Origin of the sequence: Paracoccus sp. KR1-242 (assembly GCF_049446195.1) — a bacterium.
Taxonomy (GTDB): domain Bacteria; phylum Pseudomonadota; class Alphaproteobacteria; order Rhodobacterales; family Rhodobacteraceae; genus Paracoccus; species Paracoccus broussonetiae.
In genome coordinates this window covers 183,205-196,425 of sequence record NZ_JBMSED010000010.1, presented here as the reverse complement: position 1 = coordinate 196,425, position 13,221 = coordinate 183,205, and the positions used below count along the sequence as shown (strand labels likewise).

General features: G+C 64.8%; 13 protein-coding genes. 7 read left to right on the top strand and 6 right to left on the bottom strand.

Annotated elements, in window-relative coordinates:
• Positions 1-6: 6 nt before the first annotated feature.
• On the bottom strand, positions 7-858 hold the full coding sequence (gene panC, locus ACO2Q4_RS16140) for a pantoate--beta-alanine ligase (protein WP_311759722.1): 852 nt from the start codon (positions 856-858) through the stop codon (positions 7-9).
• Positions 855-1,679, bottom strand: coding sequence for a 3-methyl-2-oxobutanoate hydroxymethyltransferase (gene panB, locus ACO2Q4_RS16135; protein ID WP_311759721.1), 825 nt, complete (start codon positions 1,677-1,679; stop codon positions 855-857). Before panB ends, panC begins: the two co-directional genes overlap by 4 nt.
• Positions 1,680-1,960: 281 nt before the next feature.
• Here panB and ACO2Q4_RS16130 point away from each other — a divergent pair, with 281 nt between their 5' ends.
• From ACO2Q4_RS16130 to ACO2Q4_RS16120, 3 genes are read left to right on the top strand one after another with little or no spacing between them, the layout of a single operon-like run.
• Positions 1,961-3,529 (top strand): AbgT family transporter, encoded by a 1,569-nt coding sequence (locus ACO2Q4_RS16130; protein ID WP_311759720.1) that lies wholly within the window; start codon positions 1,961-1,963, stop codon positions 3,527-3,529.
• A gap of 4 nt (positions 3,530-3,533) precedes the next feature.
• On the top strand, positions 3,534-4,217 hold the full coding sequence (locus tag ACO2Q4_RS16125; RefSeq protein ID WP_311759719.1) for a hypothetical protein: 684 nt from the start codon (positions 3,534-3,536) through the stop codon (positions 4,215-4,217).
• A gap of 11 nt (positions 4,218-4,228) precedes the next feature.
• Positions 4,229-5,176, top strand: a complete 948-nt coding sequence (locus tag ACO2Q4_RS16120) for a hypothetical protein (protein ID WP_311759718.1) — start codon at positions 4,229-4,231, stop codon at positions 5,174-5,176.
• Between the two features lie 56 nt (positions 5,177-5,232).
• Here the strand turns inward: ACO2Q4_RS16120 and ACO2Q4_RS16115 are convergent, their stop codons facing one another.
• Positions 5,233-5,676 (bottom strand): RrF2 family transcriptional regulator, encoded by a 444-nt coding sequence (locus ACO2Q4_RS16115; protein ID WP_311759717.1) that lies wholly within the window; start codon positions 5,674-5,676, stop codon positions 5,233-5,235.
• 135 nt (positions 5,677-5,811) lie between these two features.
• Between ACO2Q4_RS16115 and ACO2Q4_RS16110 the strand changes: the two genes are divergently transcribed.
• Positions 5,812-6,447 (top strand): class I SAM-dependent methyltransferase, encoded by a 636-nt coding sequence (locus ACO2Q4_RS16110; RefSeq protein ID WP_423320565.1) that lies wholly within the window; start codon positions 5,812-5,814, stop codon positions 6,445-6,447.
• Here ACO2Q4_RS16110 and ACO2Q4_RS16105 read toward each other — a convergent pair.
• A complete protein-coding gene (locus tag ACO2Q4_RS16105; RefSeq protein WP_423320563.1) occupies positions 6,437-8,044 on the bottom strand; it encodes an ABC-F family ATP-binding cassette domain-containing protein in 1,608 nt (535 codons plus the stop codon). The two genes, ACO2Q4_RS16110 and ACO2Q4_RS16105, sit on opposite strands and share 11 nt — an antisense overlap.
• A 194-nt stretch (positions 8,045-8,238) precedes the next feature.
• On the opposite strand from ACO2Q4_RS16105, the gene ACO2Q4_RS16100 reads away from it, so the two are divergent.
• Positions 8,239-9,315 (top strand): NAD(P)H-dependent flavin oxidoreductase, encoded by a 1,077-nt coding sequence (locus ACO2Q4_RS16100; RefSeq protein ID WP_423320561.1) that lies wholly within the window; start codon positions 8,239-8,241, stop codon positions 9,313-9,315.
• A 15-nt stretch (positions 9,316-9,330) separates the two neighbouring features.
• Here the strand turns inward: ACO2Q4_RS16100 and ACO2Q4_RS16095 are convergent, their stop codons facing one another.
• A complete protein-coding gene (locus ACO2Q4_RS16095; protein WP_395134094.1) occupies positions 9,331-10,224 on the bottom strand; it encodes a DMT family transporter in 894 nt (297 codons plus the stop codon).
• Between the two features lie 103 nt (positions 10,225-10,327).
• Here ACO2Q4_RS16095 and ACO2Q4_RS16090 point away from each other — a divergent pair, with 103 nt between their 5' ends.
• Positions 10,328-11,170, top strand: a complete 843-nt coding sequence (locus ACO2Q4_RS16090; RefSeq protein WP_395134092.1) for a helix-turn-helix domain-containing protein — start codon at positions 10,328-10,330, stop codon at positions 11,168-11,170.
• 32 nt (positions 11,171-11,202) lie between these two features.
• The gene (locus ACO2Q4_RS16085; protein WP_423320559.1) at positions 11,203-12,207 is read left to right on the top strand and encodes a zinc-dependent alcohol dehydrogenase family protein; all 1,005 of its coding nucleotides are present in this window, start codon (positions 11,203-11,205) and stop codon (positions 12,205-12,207) included.
• Here the strand turns inward: ACO2Q4_RS16085 and ACO2Q4_RS16080 are convergent.
• On the bottom strand, positions 12,204-13,169 hold the full coding sequence (locus ACO2Q4_RS16080) for a LysR family transcriptional regulator (protein ID WP_395134088.1): 966 nt from the start codon (positions 13,167-13,169) through the stop codon (positions 12,204-12,206). The genes ACO2Q4_RS16085 and ACO2Q4_RS16080 overlap by 4 nt on opposite strands.
• Positions 13,170-13,221: the final 52 nt, after the last annotated feature.

Genomic DNA, 13,221 nt, shown 5'->3' with positions numbered 1-13,221 from the left:
CCAGGCTTAGTCCGGCAGTGTCACGGCGACGTTGTCGATCAGCCGGACGCCGTCCAGCCATGCCGCCGCCAGTAGTCGCGCGGGTTGGCCCGGCAGTGCAGCACCCAAGGTAAGGGCGTCTCGCAGCTCAAGATACTCGACGGGTCCGAAGCCCGCGCCTGTCAGATCGCTGCGCGCTGCGTCCAGTGTGGCGTCGATCTCTGCGCCCGAACCCATGTCGTTCGCGGCACGAAACATCACTGCGGGCAGGGTCGCTGCATGGCCGCGCGCGCCCGGCGACAGACGCTGGTTGCGGGAGGACAGCGCGAGGCCATCCCCGGCCCGGACCGATGGGCAGGCGACGATCTCGACCGGCATCTTCAAGTCCCGGACCAGCCGTTGAACGACCAGCAATTGCTGCCAGTCCTTTTCCCCGAAGAAGGCCCGGTCCGCCCCGGTCATGTTGAACAGAAGCGCGACCACCGTGGCTACGCCATCGAAATGGCCGGGGCGATGCGCGCCTTCCAGCGGCTCGCTGACGCCCGAGACAGAGATCACGGTGGAGTGGCCGGGTGGATAGACTTCGGCCGCATCGGGCACGAAAAGGGCATCGACGCCCAACGGGGCCAGAAGGGCGGCATCGGCGACCTCGGTACGGGGATATTTCGCGAAATCCTCGGCCGAGTTGAACTGGCGCGGATTCACGAACAGCGTGACGATCACGCGGTCGCACGAGGCCTTTGCGGCATGGACCAGGCTAAGGTGCCCGTCATGCAGCGCGCCCATGGTCGGAACGACGCCGATGGTTTCACCGCGGGACTTCCAGCCTCGGACCTGGGCACGCAAATCGTCAAGCGGCCTGATAATGGGCGTGGTCACCGTGCTTTCCCCTCGAAGATATGTTCGGGGCCGGGAAACTGGCGCGCGCGGACGTCGGCCGCATAGGCCGCGATCGCGTCCGCCGCTGCATTCCCCAGTTCCGCATAGCGGCGGACGAATTTCGGACGAAAGCCTGCGAACTGACCCAGCATGTCATCGACGACCAGAATCTGGCCGTCACAATCCGCACCCGCGCCAATGCCGATCGTCGGAATGGGAAGCGCGGCCGTGATTTCGGCCCCGAGCGTGCCCGGCAGCTTTTCCAGAACGACGGAAAAGGCGCCTGCCTCGGCCACGGCGCGGGCATCGGCCAGCACGCGCGCGCCGTCTTCGCCCCGGCCCTGTACCTTGTAGCCGCCAAGCGTGTTGACCGACTGCGGAGTCAGGCCGACATGGCCCATCACCGGAATACCGCGGTGGACCAGAAAGCGGATCGTCGCTTCCATGTGCTGCCCGCCTTCCAGCTTCACCGCCTGGCAACCGGTTTCGGCCATCAGCCGGGCGGCATTGCGAAAGGCTTGTTCGGGTCCTTCCTCGTACGAGCCGAAGGGCATGTCGACGACCATGCAGGCGCGATTCAATCCTCGCGCTACCGCCCGGCCATGCAGGATCATCATCTCCATCGTCACCCCCAGGGTCGAGGGCAGGCCATGCAGCACCATTCCCAGACTGTCCCCGACCAGTACGAGATCGCAGGACGCATCGGCCAACTGGGCCATGGGCGTGGTATAGGCGGTCAGACACACAACCGGCGAGCCCCCCTTGCGGGCCAGGATATCGCCGGGCGTCAGTCGGCCCTTGGCCTCGGGTGTCGCGCTCATCTTCGTGCCTCCTGTCTCGGGGCCCCCTGTGGCAGGGCGCTGCTGGGGTCGAAGCACTATTGGATCACGCCGCCGAGGCAAGAGAAATAATTTCCGCCGCATATCGGCCAAAGGCAGGGGCTGTGGCTGACCGCTGGTCGCCAGCGTGATGGCGCGAAACCCAAAAGGCGAAATCTGAAAAGGTTTTCCAATATTGATGCACCCGCGCTTCCTTTTCCCGGTTGCTTGCGGAATAAGCACAGCCTGTTGATGCGCCGACAGGCGCGGTGGGGGGGATTCCGATGGACGAGACGCGCGCACTGCGCAGCAATATTTTCGACAGGCTCGAAAACATCATCAACCGACTACCGGAGCCCTTCACGCTGCTGATCGTGCTTGCCGCGCTGACGGCGTTGCTGTCGCTGCCGTTGGCGGGCGTGTCGCTTTCCTTCTCGACCGTCGATCCGGTGACCGGGCAAGAGGTCGCCAAGACCGTGGCGATTGAGAACATCCTGACCGCGCCCTATTTCGCCAACCTACTGGTCGAGTTTCCCAAGTTGCTGGTCGGCTTCCCGCCGATCGCCTTGACGCTCGTCGTGATGATGGGGATTTCGGTCGCAGAACATTCGGGCTTCCTGTCCTCGGTCATTCGCGGGCTGATGCGCCGCGTGCCCAAGTTCGCAGTGATCAGCGTCGTGTCATTTCTGGCGATCAACGGCGACGTGTTCGGCGACGCCGCCATGTTCGTGCTGATGCCGCTGGCCGCGACGCTGTTCTTCCAGATGGGGTTGAACCCGTGGCTGGGCATCATCCTTGTCTTTGTGGGGAATACCGCGGGCTTTTCCGCCTCGCTGGTCATCAACCAGACGGATACCGTGCTGTCGGGCATTACGGCCAGCGTGCTGCCCCCGGAAGTGGCCGAGGCGGCGAACATCTCGCCAATCATGAACTGGTATTTCAACGCGTTCAGTGCCTTGACGGCGACGGCTGCGATGGTGCTCGTGACCTATTTCCTGGTGCCGTCGAAACTGGCCCCGAACAAGGTCGGGGAACTGGAAATCGCCCCCGAAATCGTCGAGGAAACCCCCAGCGAGCATGGCAACGAGGGCCGCGGCCTGATTGCGGCGGGGATTTTTACGGTCCTGTATCTTGCTGCCATCCTTGCCATGCTGCTGCCCGAAGGCGGCGCGCTGCGCGGAGAGGGCGGGCAGATCGTGCCGAAATCGCCCTTCATGGGTGGCATCGTCGTGCTGATCTCGTTGTATTTCGCGTTGTCGGGGATCGTCTTTGGCTGGTTCACCGGACGGATGAAATCGCTGGGTCAGGCCGCCGACTGGATGAAGAACGGCATTTCGTCGATGTCCTTCTTCCTTGTCGTCTCGGCTGCGGCGGTGGTGTTCCTGAAGTTCTTCAACGACAGCCATATCGGCGAATATATCGGCAGCTATGGCGTGGTCATGCTGCAGGGCATCCAGGCCTCGCCGGGCGTGGCGATCTTCCTGTTCCTGCTGCTGGTCTCGGTATCGAACCTGTTCATCATCTCGGGCAGCGTGCTGTGGGTGATGTATGCGCCCATCTTCGTTCCGCTGATGCTGGCGCTTGGCTATACTCCTGCGGCAACGCAGATGATCTATCGTATCGGGGACGCGCCGCTGAATGCGGTTTGCCCGGTCAATCCCTTCCTGATCCTTGTGATCGGCCTGCTGAACAAGTGGCGGCCGAAAGGCACCGAGCCGGTCAAGGTCGGGACGCCACTTGTCCTGGCCATGCCCTATGCGCTGGCCATTCTGGCGGTGCTGGTGATCCAGCTAGTCTTCTGGGTGCTGTGGGATCTGCCGCCGGGTCCGGGTGCCACGCTGATGGTCAGGTAAGCCCATGCGATTCTTGAACGAAATTCGCATCTCGGGTGTTCGGTCCATCCGCCAGGACGAACAATGGCGCTGGCTCGCGCTTGATGTCTCGGGCTTGCCGCCCGAGGCTCGTCCAGGCCAGACCGTCGTTTTCCAGGATGGCCACCACCACAGCCCGTTTTGCCGCACCGCGACCGTGGATGCCCGGCCTGACGGTGGTGCGGCCCTTCTGACCCGCTTTGGCTCAGGGGACGTGCTGCCCTGCGTCGGTGCGGATTTGACCGTCTGGTCGAACGAGACCCCCGCCGTGCCCGTTGGTCCGGGGGCGCTGATCGTGACGACGCGATCCTTTCATTACCGCGTTGCGCCGTATGCAGCGGAAGGGGCCGAGATCCTGGTCGAAGAAGACCTGGACCAGAACCTGTGGGCCGAATTGCGGCAGCGTACGGATCAGGGGCGGGCGTGGCCCTCGGTCTTTCTTGCGCTGGATCCGCTGCGGCTGCAGGGTTTTGTCAGGGAATTTCCTGCCGCCGACCCGTTCATTTTCGCCAATATGGACATGAGCTGCGGCATCGGTGCCTGCCGAAGCTGCCATGTGAACCTGTGGGACAACAAGGACGGTGAGGCAAGCTGCCGCGTCGGTCCGTGGTTTGCGCTGCCGCGCGTCGACCTCGTGCGGCTGCAATTCTCATCCGCACCTTTCATCTGAGGAGGTCAGGCTTGGATCTTTCCGTCACCGTGCCGATGGGTGCCCGCAACGTCACCTTCCGCAACCCGATCATGACCGCCGCCGGCACGTTCGGGAACATCATCGAATATATGGACGTGATCGATATCACGCAGCTTGGTGCGGTCGTCGCGAACTCGTTCCTGCCCTGGCAGGGAGAGCCGAACCGCTGCCGCCGCTTTGCCCATACCGAGCATGGCTATCTGTCGGCCTTCGGCATCAACAACATGACGCTTGACCGCTTCATCGCGGAAATCTTGCCGCACCTGCCCGCGGAAGAGGTGCCGATCTTCGTGGACATCAAGGCGCCGACGCGGGCGCAACTGGTGCAGATGATCCGCGCCTGCGTCGCCTCCGGGCGTATCGCAGGGGTCGAGGTCAATGGCAACTTCCCCTATGCCGGTCGGGATGAGCCGTCCTATTGGGACAATCCCGCGAATAACGAAGACATGTTCCGCGCCCTCAGCGCGGCGGCGGATGGCAAGGTCGTGCTGTGGTCCAAGGCCGCGACCTCGGCCAAGATGGTGATCGAGGATTTCGTCTCGGCCTCGGAACGCGGGGGGGCGGACGGGACGGTACTGTTCAACGCCATTCCCGGCGCGCGCATCGACATCCACCGCCGGGCATTTGTCTGCGGCTCGACCGGGTTTGGCGGTTATTCCGGATCGGGCGTAAAGCCCTTCGCGCTGTGGCGCTGCGTGCAGGCGGCCCAGGTCGCGACCCGCCCGGTGATCGGCGCGGGCGGAATCGTCACGGCCGAGGACGTTGTCGAATACATCATGGCAGGCGCCCATCTGGTGCAGATCGGCGCGGCAAGCATGAGCAGGCCGGATTACTTTCCGCGCCTTATTGACGATCTCCGGGAATTGCTGGAGCGGCTGGGCATCGCCTCGCTTGACGAGATCCGGGGCTGCGCGCGCGTGGAAACGGCCCCGGTCTGAGCGTTTCGGGCGGGGCGCGCCGCCGAGGCCCCCGCTTTCACGAACACACATCGGCTTCAGCTCTTGGCGTGGCCGCATTCCCTCGGTTGGGGTGCCGGCAGGGACACGATCTGGGCGACCGAAACGGCCTGCAAGGCCGCCTCGAACTCGCGCCGCGCTGCAGCAAGCGCCGCGTTGGTCGCGGCATTCGCCGCCCGCGCGAGCAGGCACGAGGGTGTGTCTTCGTCCGTCCCGATCGCGAAAAGTGCAGGGGAGCCAAGGGCCTGGTAAAGCGCCAGCAGCGAGATTTCATCCAGCCCGCGCGCCAGCGCCCATCCCCCGCCGTGTCCTTTGGACGAGGTCAAGATGCCCGCGTCGCGCAGCCCCGCCATGGTCCTTCGCACCACTGCGGCGTTGGTTCCCAGCATCATCGCGATCTCTTCCGATGTCGCCGGGCGGTCCAGATGATCAAGGTGCAGCAGCGCATGCAGAACGCGGGGCAGGCGACTGTCGGGGCGCATGAGGATCCTTTCACGTATCAAACGAAAGTGCGAAAGATTGACTCAGGCACATTCATGGTTCATTTGATGTTACATGAGATTCGCGGACACGGCCAGTCCCAGTGCCGTGCTGCAGGCATGACGAAAGGCGACAGAATGAAACCCGTCCTGACCCCGGATGAAACCTCCCGCTCGTTCTGGGAACGCCACTATGGCACGATGACGACACCGTCGAACGGTCGACCTTCGGCGATGCTGGTGCGGTTCGTGGCCGGGCGCGCACCTGGGCGCGCGCTGGATCTGGGCTGCGGGCGTGGCGACGACGCGATCTGGCTTGCGGGCCAGGGCTGGCATGTAACCGGGGCCGATGTCTCGGAAACGGCGCTGGCCGCCGCCCGCGCCTCGGCTCAGGCTGCGGGCGTTGGTTCCATGACGCGCTTTGAATGTCACGACCTGTCTGCGACCGTCCCAGAGGGAACGTTCGACCTGGCCTTTTCAATGTTCATGCACTCGCCCGTCGAATTTGACCGGCTGGGCGCACTGCGCCGCGCGGCGGCGGGGGTGGCGCCGCGCGGCCTGCTTCTGATCGCAGCGCATGGTTCCTGCCCACCCTGGTCATGGGTCGATTCCGAAACCGTCTATCCGACCGCCGAAGAAGATCTGGCCGCACTGGACCTGCCGGGGTGGAGGCGGGTCTTCGTTGGTCCGATCGAGCGTGAGGCCACCGGACCGAACGGCGTCCGGGCAACCGTTCTGGATACGGTGATCGTGGTCGAAAAGGTCAGGCCCTGAAGCCGGGCCGGGCCACTCCCGCCAGTTCCAGAACATGATCGGCAGAAAGCGAGGCAAGGAAGCCGGCGTCATGGCTGACCGCCAGAATTGCCCCGTCATAGGACTCCAGCGCGGCCTCAAGCGCCGCGATCCCGTCAAGGTCCAGATGGTTGGTCGGCTCGTCCAGGATCAGCAGCATGGGCGGGGGCGTGGCTCCCAACGCGCATGCGAGGCCCGCGCGCAGACGTTCTCCGCCGCTTAGGGTGCTGGCAAGCCGCAGGGCGTCGGCGGCGCGGAATCCGAACCGGGCCAGTGCGGCATGGGCCATATGGGCATTCTCCCTGGGGTTCAGCACCTGGAAATTCTCGCGCAGGGTGCGGTCGGGGTCTAGCAGCCCAAGATGCTGGTCCAGCACCGCGAACGGCACCGCCAGGTCGATCCGGCCCTGTTCAGGTGCAAGTTCTCCTGTGATCAGGCGCAGAAGCGTCGATTTGCCACTGCCATTCGGTCCCGAGATGACGATCCGCTCGGGCCCGGTCAGGGCCAGCGAAAGGTCGCGGATCACGGGATGGCCCGTATCATATCCGCCGCTGACGTTCTCGAGGCGCAGGACCGGTTTTCCCGATGGCAGCCCCGTCGAGGGAATGTCCATATCGAGGGGATTGAGCACCTCGATACGGGCGCGGGCGGTTGAAAGTGCCTCTTCGGCGGCCACTTGCCGCGCTTCGCGCAGGCGGGTGCCCGCGCCACCTGATGCTTCGGCCCGCCCTTTCGCGGCATCCAGCAGGATTTTCGGCTGATCGCCCCTGGCCCTTGCCCTGTGACCCGCGCCGTCCTTGCGCGCCTTGCGTTCGGCTGCTTGGCGGGCACGGCGCTGCGCCTCGGCGCGGGCCTTCTCGGCATGGACCAGATCCTGCTGCGCCGCGTTCAACTCGCTGTCCTTTCGCGACCGGAAGACACTGTAGTTGCCGCCATAGCGGGTGGCGCCCAGCGAGGTCAGTTCGACGATGGCATCCATTTCCTCCAGCAGTTCGCGGTCGTGGCTGACGACGATCATGCCCCGCCGCCACCCGCGGACCAGATCAAGGACGCGGTCGCGCCCGGCCCGGTCAAGATTGTTGGTCGGCTCGTCCAGCAGCAGGAAGTCCGGCTCGGCATGGATCAGCGCGGCCAATGCCGCGCGACTGCGCTGGCCCCCCGACAGCGACGCAAGCGGCGTCGAGGGGGGAACCGAAAGTCCACAGCGCAGAAGTGCGGCCTCGATCCGCGCGGGCAGGGTCCAGTCGGCATGGACCAGCTCATCTGGCGCGGCGCGCCCGGCTTCGGCCCGGTCGATAAGATCCAGCTGGGCGCTCGCACCGAACAGGTCGGCGATCGTGTCTCGGGGATGCCCCATCGCATCCTGGCGCATCATGGCGACGGAACCCGAGGCTTGGACTTGCCCCGACGCGGGGCGCAATTCGCCCGAGATCAAGCGCAGCAGCGTGGTCTTTCCAGTCCCGTTTCGCCCGATGACGCCAGTGCGTTCGGGACCAAAAATCAGGTCGAGATCGGTGAAAAGGGGTGTGCCGTCAGGCTTGGACCAAGACAGGGCGGACAGGGAAACGAAGGCGGGCATGGGACAGGACTTCTTGCAGCGATACCGGAAGGGTGAAGGCGGCGAGGGTCATATCCATGTCGAAGCGTCTCCGGTCAGCAGATCACGCCAAGGATAGGAACTGCGCTCGGGATTGCAAGATCAACGCGACCAAGCAGCGGTTGATGTCCCCCCACCGCAAGCGCATGGTCAGTTTCAGCTGCAAGGAGCATTCCATGACGCCGACCGCCATCTTGTCTCGCCTGGTCCCCATCGACCTGCCGATATTTCAGGCCCCGATGGCTGGGGTGTCCACGCCAAGGCTTGCGGCCGCCGTGTCAGATGCGGGCGGACTTGGGGCACTTGGGCTGGGGGCCGCAGACCCGGCCGCCGCCCGTGATGCCATTGTCGAGTTGCAGGGCAGGACCCGCGCGCCATTCAATGTGAACTTCTTTTGTCACGAGCCCGCGCGCCGCAACCGCCAAGTCGAGGACGCATGGATTCGCCGGACCGCGCCGCTTTTCGCAGAGTTCGAGGCGGCGCCGCCCGCGGAATTGCACGAAATCTATGACAGCTTCCGCAACGGGGATGATTTCCTGCGGCTGGTGCTGGACCTGCGGCCCGCTGTCGTCAGCTTTCATTTCGGCCTTCCCCTGCCACATCAGATCACGGCCATGCGCGAGGCGGGGATGACCTTGATGGGCAGCGCAACCTCGCTTGCCGAGGCGCGGCAGGTCGAGCGGGCTGGCCTGCACGCGGTCATTGCCCAGGGCTGGGAGGCTGGCGGTCATCGCGGCATCTTCGATCCGGACGGGCTGGATGAGCGCCTGTCCACCCGCGACCTGACCCGCCAATTGGTCCGGGACATCCGATTGCCGGTCATCGCGGCCGGGGGGATCATGGATGGCGGGGACATCCGTCGCGCGCTCGACGCCGGTGCCGTTGCCGCGCAGCTTGGCACGGCGTTTGTCGGCTGCCCGGAATCCGCGGCCGACCAGCCCTATCGCGAACGGCTGCGGCAGGGCGGCACGACCCGGATGGTGCGCGCGATTTCGGGACGACCGGCGCGCTGCCTGTCGAACCGGTTCACCGACTGGACCTCGGACATTCCCGCGGCGGAGATCCCGGCCTATCCATGCACCTATGACCTTGGCAAGGCGCTGAATGCGGCGGCGAAGGCGCGGGCTGAAAGCGGGTATGGCGCACAATGGTCGGGGGCCGAGGCATCGCGTGCCCGCTTCCTGCCCGCGCGGGATCTGGTCGCGGTGCTGGTCAGAGAGGTGGGCGTGCGCACATCGTCCTTGCCTGCCTGAGGGTAAGTTCCGCGGCTAGGTCGCGCGCTTCATGCCTCGGGGCAGGGGCAGTCCCCGGCCAAACATCACCACATTGCCCAGCAGGGTCAGGCATAGCCCGGCTGCTGCGCTTGGCGTCCAGTGATAGCCTTCGTAAAATGTCGACAGCAGCAGGGCCACGACCGGAAACACCACGGTCGCATATCCGGCACGCGCCGATCCAAGCCGCGCGACCAGCAGAAGATAGGTCGTGAAGCCGATCACCGTGCCGATCACCGACAGATAGGCCAAGGCAACCCAGTAACGCCTGGTTTCGGGCCAGACCATGCCCTGCCCAGACAGACCGACCAGCGCCAGCAGCACCAGCGCCCCGATACCCATGCCCCAGGCGTTTGCCGTCGTCGGCGTCACGCCCAACTGGGCATTGCGGCGCGACGCCATGTTGCCTAGCGAGAACATCATGGTCCCAAGCAGTGCCCAGCCGATCCCGCGCAGGGTCTGCAGGTTTGCCGTGCCGGACAGGTCATCGCGGAACAGAAGCGCCAGTCCCAGAACGCCGATCACGCCGGCGCAGATCGTGCGCGGGGTGATCCGGTCCCCGAAGAAGATGCGCGCATTGGCCGCGTTCAGGATAGAAGCCAGTGAGAAGACGACCGACACCAGCCCCGAAGGCATCAAGGCCGCGGCGTGGTAAAGGCCGACGAAGTTGAAACAGAACAGGCACAGGGCCTGTGCGATGACGAAGCGCCACTGGGCCGGGCGTTTCAGCCGGCCCAATGCGGCCAGCCCCGCCAGCATGATGATGGCGGCAACGGCGAAGCGCAGAAAGATCGACTGGACAAGGGGAACGCTTCCGACCTGTGCGGAAATCGCGATCCATGTCGAACCCCAGATCAGGACGGTGGCGGCAAATAGGAAAATCGTGCTCATGCCGCTGCGATTAGCGATTTTCGTCTCGTCTGTTTTGCACGTTCTTGCGGTGAAATGATGCCTGGCTCTTTCGTCACGCGGCGGCTGGGGATAACCATGGCCCATGCGTCAATCGGTTCACGATTTCCTTGGGCGCTCGCCCACCGCACATACCATCGCGCGCCTTGATCTCGGGGCGGGCTGCTCGGTTGCGGTCTGGGAAAACAGCCACGGTCGCGTGCGCTATGACGCGCCGGAAAACCACACCTTCAGCCTGTATCTGGAGGGTGGAACCGGGACGCGCCGGCTGGACGCAGGCGGGATCTCGGGTCGCCCGGGAGCGGTCTGCGTGATGCCCGAAGGCTGCGGTTCGGAATGGGAGATCACGGCCCCGTTCCGTTTCGTTCATCTGTATATCTCGGATGCGCGGCTGCGCGGCGGGTTCGCGGCAACCCATGACTGCGACGCACGCCTGATGGACCTGCACGAAGCAACCTTTGCAGAGGATGCGGGACTGGCATCCGGCCTGCGGCAACTGTCCCGCGCTGCGGAAGATGACGACCCTTTGCTGGCGGAATCCGCGCTGGCCACGATGATCGGCGGCTTTGCCCGCCGGAAGCTGCCATTGCGCAGCGGGCTTTCCCCGCATGTCCTGCGCCGGATCGACGATTGGATCGAGGCTCATCTGGACGGGGTCATCCATCTGGAGGACATGGCGGACCTTGCCGGACTGTCGGACTTTCATTTCCACCGGATGTTCCACCTGGCGCGTGGCATGACGCCCCATGCCTGGATCACCGAGCGGCGTGTCGGACGTGCCCGGCATTTGCTGCGCGGAGCGATGCCGATCGCGCATGTCGCGTTTGCCTGCGGATTTTCCAGCCAAAGTCATCTGACCCGCGCCTTTCGCAAGCTGGCGGGCCGGACTCCGGCCGAGTATCGCGCCCTTGCGCGTGCAGACATGTAAGCAGAGGAAATCGGGACGAGGGGGGAAGGCGAATGGGTTCAGTTCCGGTCGCGGATCGGGTCGTCCGCGTCCATGCGTTTGGCGGGCCGGACGTGCTGCGCATCGACCATATGTCACCCACGCCACCGCCTTCGGGCGAGGTCGCGATCCGGGTCCGCGCGATCGGGCTGAACCGTGCCGACGTCATGTTCCGCCGCAACACCTATATCGAAAAGGCCGTGCTTCCATCCCGGCTGGGTTTCGAGGCGGTGGGCGAGATCACTGGCCTCGGCGAAGGGGTCAGCAGCTTTTGCGTCGGACAGCGGGTGAATGTTGTCCCCGGTGCTTCGCTTGCCCGGCATGGCGTCTGCGCGGATTGGGTGAATGTTCCGGCAACGCGTGTCGTGCCTTGTCCGCCCGGCTTTGACGATCTGCAGGCCGCTGCGCTGTGGATGTCCTATGGCACGCCTTACGGCGCGCTGATCGAAGTCTGCCGCATCGCCAAGGGCCAGCGCGTCCTGATCACCGCCGCGAATACGACTGTCGGGCTGGCGGCGATCCAGATCGCGCGGGCAGTGGGGGCCTTTCCGATTGGAACGGTCCTGCTGGACAGCCTGCGGGAACCGCTGCTGCAGGCCGGCGCCGAGGCAGTGATCGTCACCACGAACGAGGATCTGGGCCAAAGCCTTGCGACGATCGCGCCGGATGGGATCCACGCCGCTTTCGACGCGGTGGGTGGTCCACAGATCACCGCAATCGCCGAGGCGATGCTGCCACGTGACACCATCATCCTTCACGGTGCCCTTAGCCCCGATCCGACGCCTTTTCCGCTGAAGCTCGCATTGCGCAAAAGCCTGAACCTGCGCGGATACCTGTATACCGAGGTAACGGATGATCCGGACGCGCTGACCCGCGCGCAGGAGTTTCTTGCCAAGGGCGCCGCTGCGGGCTTCATCGTGCCACGGATCGATCGCAGCTTTCCGTTGGACCGGATTGCCGAGGCCCATGCCTATCTGGAAAGCGGCCAGCAATTCGGAAAGGTCGTGGTCACGACCTAGGGGCGGAGCGGGTCTGCCGCGGCCGCCTGCGCGGTCTTGCGCAAGTCGACGATCTGCTCGCGCAGCCAGCGATGCGCCGGGACATTGTCGTTTGAACTGTGCCAAATCATCGAGATCGCGACCTCCTCCAGTTCGACCGGGGGCGGGCACAGGCACAGGCCAATGCTTTCCGCGAAGAAAGCGGCGACTCGGGCATGCATGGTCGCGATGACCGGCGCCTGTTGCAGGACGAAGGGAATGGCGGCAAAGCGCGGTGTCGTCATCACCACCCGCCGCGTCAGGCCCAGCTTGGCCAGCGCGTCATCGACTACGCCGACAGGGGTTTCGACAAGACTGGTCAGAAGATGCGGCAGGCGGACATAGTCCTGAAGCGTGATCCCGTCCGGCAGGTCCAGCAGGCGCGGGTTATAGACGCACATGTAGCGGTCCCGGTGCAGCACGCGGCGCTTGTGATGCATCCGGCCATCGTCGAAAACGCCAATGGCCATGTCGATGCGGCCGCTGTCCAGATCCTCCAGAACACGCTGCCGGTCGATGTTGCGAAGCAGGAACCGGACGCCCGGTGCAGTCTGCTGAAATCGCGCCAGCAGGCCCGGCATCATCAACGCCTCGGTCGAATCCGCCGTGCCAAGGGTGAACAGGATATCCGCCGTGGCCGGATCGAATGCCTGCGGCCGCGCCGTCAGGCCCTGCACGGCGTTCAGGACATCGCGCAGCCTGCCATGCAATTCGCGTGCGCGCGGCGTGGGCCGCATGCCTTGCGGCACGCGCGTCAGCAACTCGTCACCGAAGACCAGTCGTAGCCGCGCCAGCGAATGGCTCATCGCGGATTGGGTGACGCCCATGCGCGCGGCGGCGCGGGTCACGCTTTGTTCGGACAGCAGGATGTCCAGCGTGACCAGCAGATTCAGGTCGAGACCTGACAAATGAACGTGATCGATATCCACAATGAATCGTATCAATTTGATTCATGCCATGTCCAGCGACATATCCACACGACACAGATTACCCCTC

What these genes read in the sequence shown, in the direction of transcription:
- panB (WP_311759721.1), bottom strand. Translation starts at nt 1,679, where the DNA reads ATGAGCGCGACACCCGAGGCCAAGGGCCGACTGACGCCCGGCGATATC.
- ACO2Q4_RS16130 (WP_311759720.1), top strand. Translation starts at nt 1,961, where the DNA reads ATGGACGAGACGCGCGCACTGCGCAGCAATATTTTCGACAGGCTCGAA.
- ACO2Q4_RS16125 (WP_311759719.1), top strand. Translation starts at nt 3,534, where the DNA reads ATGCGATTCTTGAACGAAATTCGCATCTCGGGTGTTCGGTCCATCCGC.
- ACO2Q4_RS16115 (WP_311759717.1), bottom strand. Translation starts at nt 5,676, where the DNA reads ATGCGCCCCGACAGTCGCCTGCCCCGCGTTCTGCATGCGCTGCTGCAC.
- ACO2Q4_RS16110 (WP_423320565.1), top strand. Translation starts at nt 5,812, where the DNA reads ATGAAACCCGTCCTGACCCCGGATGAAACCTCCCGCTCGTTCTGGGAA.
- ACO2Q4_RS16105 (WP_423320563.1), bottom strand. Translation starts at nt 8,044, where the DNA reads ATGCCCGCCTTCGTTTCCCTGTCCGCCCTGTCTTGGTCCAAGCCTGAC.
- ACO2Q4_RS16100 (WP_423320561.1), top strand. Translation starts at nt 8,239, where the DNA reads ATGACGCCGACCGCCATCTTGTCTCGCCTGGTCCCCATCGACCTGCCG.
- ACO2Q4_RS16095 (WP_395134094.1), bottom strand. Translation starts at nt 10,224, where the DNA reads ATGAGCACGATTTTCCTATTTGCCGCCACCGTCCTGATCTGGGGTTCG.
- ACO2Q4_RS16090 (WP_395134092.1), top strand. Translation starts at nt 10,328, where the DNA reads ATGCGTCAATCGGTTCACGATTTCCTTGGGCGCTCGCCCACCGCACAT.
- ACO2Q4_RS16085 (WP_423320559.1), top strand. Translation starts at nt 11,203, where the DNA reads ATGGGTTCAGTTCCGGTCGCGGATCGGGTCGTCCGCGTCCATGCGTTT.